This window comes from Microcystis aeruginosa LEGE 91341 (assembly GCF_015206885.1).
GTDB lineage: Bacteria > Cyanobacteriota > Cyanobacteriia > Cyanobacteriales > Microcystaceae > Microcystis > Microcystis aeruginosa_H.
In genome coordinates this window covers 1-2,828 of the sequence record NZ_JADEXY010000237.1, presented here as the reverse complement: position 1 = coordinate 2,828, position 2,828 = coordinate 1, and the positions used below count along the sequence as shown (strand labels likewise).

Genomic DNA, 2,828 nt, shown 5'->3' with positions numbered 1-2,828 from the left:
ATCATCAAGATATAGGAATCGGAGACGGCGTTTTGGTCTGAGATTTAATTTAATCGCTGGCATTTACAACTATGAACTTGCTTTAGGCTATCATCAAGTAGCTGAATAAGACTTTTGCAGGAGGTCTATTATGAAATAGGGAAATTCCTCTAAAAAACCTGCTGTTGAAAAGGTAACAAATCTCGATTTTGTCGCTTCTTCTGACCTTAAGAGCCTTCAATCTTCTATTTTAGTGGACAAGGGCTGATTTCTCAAGCAAAATCTAGTTCAGCGATTAGCCCCGATCGCATGGTTATTATCCATAATAATAACTAGAGTTATTTTAAACTATGTACAAATCGATCGCCCTAACCCTCGTCATCAGTCTTCCCCTGAACTTGTTCCTAGTTGGTTATGGGGAAGATTTAAACCACCTACAGCAATTATTATCCACCCGACAATGTCCCCAATGCGATCTGAGCGGTTCGGGGTTAGTGCAATCGAATCTAACTGGGGCAAAATTAAATGGGGCTAATCTCGTCGGTGCTAATCTTAGTCAAGCTAATTTAAGTGGAGCGGATCTGAGTGGTGCTAATTTAACTGGAGCCTCTCTTTTTGGTGCTAATCTGACTGGAGCGAACTTAACCGGAGCAATCTTGACGGGTGCGGATTTAAGAGGTGCTTATCTCAACAATGCTAACCTCGATAACACCAAACTAGACACTGCCTATGTGCAGGGTGCGGTGGGAATTCCCAGTAGTGCTGGTACTTCTGAACTATTCTACGGTCTAGGGATGGTGGAAGGAAAACAGGGACGCACCAGCGCCGCTATAGAAAATTTTAATAAGGCCTTGACAATTAACTCGGAATATGCTCCAGCTTATCTGGCCCGGGCCATGGCTCACTATCGTCTGGGACAAAATGCTCTAGCGGCCCAGGACGCTCAAATGGCTTCGACTCTCTTTCAACGACAAGGTAACACCCCCGGTTACGAAGCAGCCGAGAATTTTATTAAAGGCATGGAAATCGCCCTAAAACCGCGAGAACAAGGTGGTGGCAACGCTCAATTAGACCAAATGGTGCAGGGGATTGGTTCTCTGCTTTTACAGTTTGTTTTACCCGCTTTGGGACTGTTTTAGTCCTCGTCCGCTGGCTCTTCTAAATGTTCCGAGACCGCGTAATAAAGGTCAAGAACATGATGATCGGCAAGACGATAAAAGACTCTCCGTCCCTGTTTTTGGTATTTAACTAATCTTAAGGCTCTTAGGGTTCTTAACTGGTGCGATACGGCCGATTCACTCATCCCTAAATCGTCGGCTAAATCACAAACACATAATTCTCTTTTGGCTAAAAGCGACAGAATTCTGAGGCGGTTGGCATCCCCCAAAAGGCTGAAAAATTCGGCCATTTTTTGGGCTTTTTCGATTTCTAATCCCTGCAAGTGCTGAAATTTCCCCTCTTGGTGATGGGATTCCCCACAAACCGGTGCTATTTTCTCTAGGGCCATGTTTTTTCCTGATCGGTTATTAAGGGAAAGTTGAGAAAGGGAGGTATCGATCGAATCTTCAATCCCGATACTTATCCCCTTCTCCCCAATAACTAAATTTAACCGCAACCACAGCCCTTGTGTCCACAGCCTTTTTCGTTAACGTGACCATTGGCACAAGCTTGGCAACAGTAGTATTGATCGTTTTTTTTGATCGCATCGGCGATCGATAGTTGACACGTACAGGATTCACAAGCACATTTCATGGTGGTGACAGCGATCATGGTTACTACCTCTGAAGTTCTTTACTGACTTTAGTATAACATCTGAACAGATGTTCATGGATTGAATAAAGTTAAATTTTGTAAAACTCAGACGGGAAAGTTAGGGCAGTCATCTCAAGGGTGAGGTGGGAAGTTCTCCTTGATCAGTTATCAGATGTGAGTTTTTAAGTGTGCAGTATTAAATAGAGGTTTCCTACTGTCTTTTTACTGCTCACTGATTACTGCTCACTGATTGCTGTTTTTAGACGCAGAACAGCCTACCAGCGATCGCCAGCATCGTAAATTGTTAAACGTCCGACACCTAGAGCTAATCCGGGAGAATTATCCCCGGGGGGATAAGCAGTGATTCCAAACTGATAGATACCACCATAATCGGGATTTTGTAATGGTTTCAGACCGATAGAAACGGTATTACCGGGGGGGACGGGAGGATCAAAAATGACCGTAATCGTCTGAGTATTGGGGTCAAAAGTGGTGGATTTTAGGGTTAATTTTTCGCCTCGCTGATTGCGATCGCCAAGAAAAGCAAAAGTTTGATCAACAAGAAAAGCAATAGTTTGAATATTAGGTTGCTGTTGTATAGTTACTTTGCCCAGGGGCGCCCCGAGAGACGGCGGTAGAGCGATGGTAAGATAGTATTTTGCTCCCCAAGCACGCACGGATTGGAAAGTAGCGAAGAAATTAACCAGAGTGGGAGAACTTTCAAAAAATACTCTGCCATCGGGAAATTGTCCTGCGAGGGAAACAGAAGCATCAAAAGCGAGTATAGCAATCAAAGCCAGCTTAGATAGACTTTCAGTCTGTTTTAAAGGCAAAAAGGGAATCTTCAAGGTAAAAGCTACTATAAAATACTGATTGTTAAGGAGAATTATAGCGTTTTTCAGTCTGCTGAGGTACAAAAGTTATGGGTTTTAGGCAAAAGGCAAGAGGCAAAAGGCAAAAAGGAAGAAAAATAGGTGTACCTCACTAGCTTAGGAAACGCTATATACCAAATTCACTTAACCCCAAACCTCTGCCATTATCAGTGATCAGTGATCACTGATCAGCTTTTTTCTCCCCACTTCCCCAACCCCCAACAC

At 43.5% G+C, this 2,828-nt stretch carries 4 protein-coding genes and 1 pseudogene; 2 read left to right on the top strand and 3 right to left on the bottom strand.

The window, feature by feature from the left end:
- Positions 1-109 (top strand): annotated as a pseudogene (locus IQ234_RS20460) (IS5/IS1182 family transposase); the annotation flags it as partial.
- 220 nt (positions 110-329) lie between these two features.
- Positions 330-1,118: a pentapeptide repeat-containing protein gene (locus IQ234_RS20455; protein ID WP_193958420.1), complete on the top strand. Its 789-nt coding sequence runs from the start codon at positions 330-332 to the stop codon at positions 1,116-1,118.
- Here IQ234_RS20455 and IQ234_RS20450 read toward each other — a convergent pair.
- The 3 genes from IQ234_RS20450 to IQ234_RS20440 all read right to left on the bottom strand — a co-directional run bounded on the left by IQ234_RS20450 (position 1,115) and on the right by IQ234_RS20440 (position 2,579).
- Complete coding sequence (locus IQ234_RS20450) at positions 1,115-1,486, bottom strand: ArsR/SmtB family transcription factor (RefSeq protein WP_149985687.1); 372 nt, start codon at positions 1,484-1,486, stop codon at positions 1,115-1,117. The two genes, IQ234_RS20455 and IQ234_RS20450, sit on opposite strands and share 4 nt — an antisense overlap.
- A gap of 98 nt (positions 1,487-1,584) precedes the next feature.
- A complete protein-coding gene (locus IQ234_RS20445) occupies positions 1,585-1,749 on the bottom strand; it encodes a metallothionein (protein ID WP_193958419.1) in 165 nt (54 codons plus the stop codon).
- 257 nt (positions 1,750-2,006) lie between these two features.
- On the bottom strand, positions 2,007-2,579 hold the full coding sequence (locus tag IQ234_RS20440; RefSeq protein WP_193958418.1) for a DUF2808 domain-containing protein: 573 nt from the start codon (positions 2,577-2,579) through the stop codon (positions 2,007-2,009).
- Between the last annotated feature and the right edge of the window lie 249 nt (positions 2,580-2,828).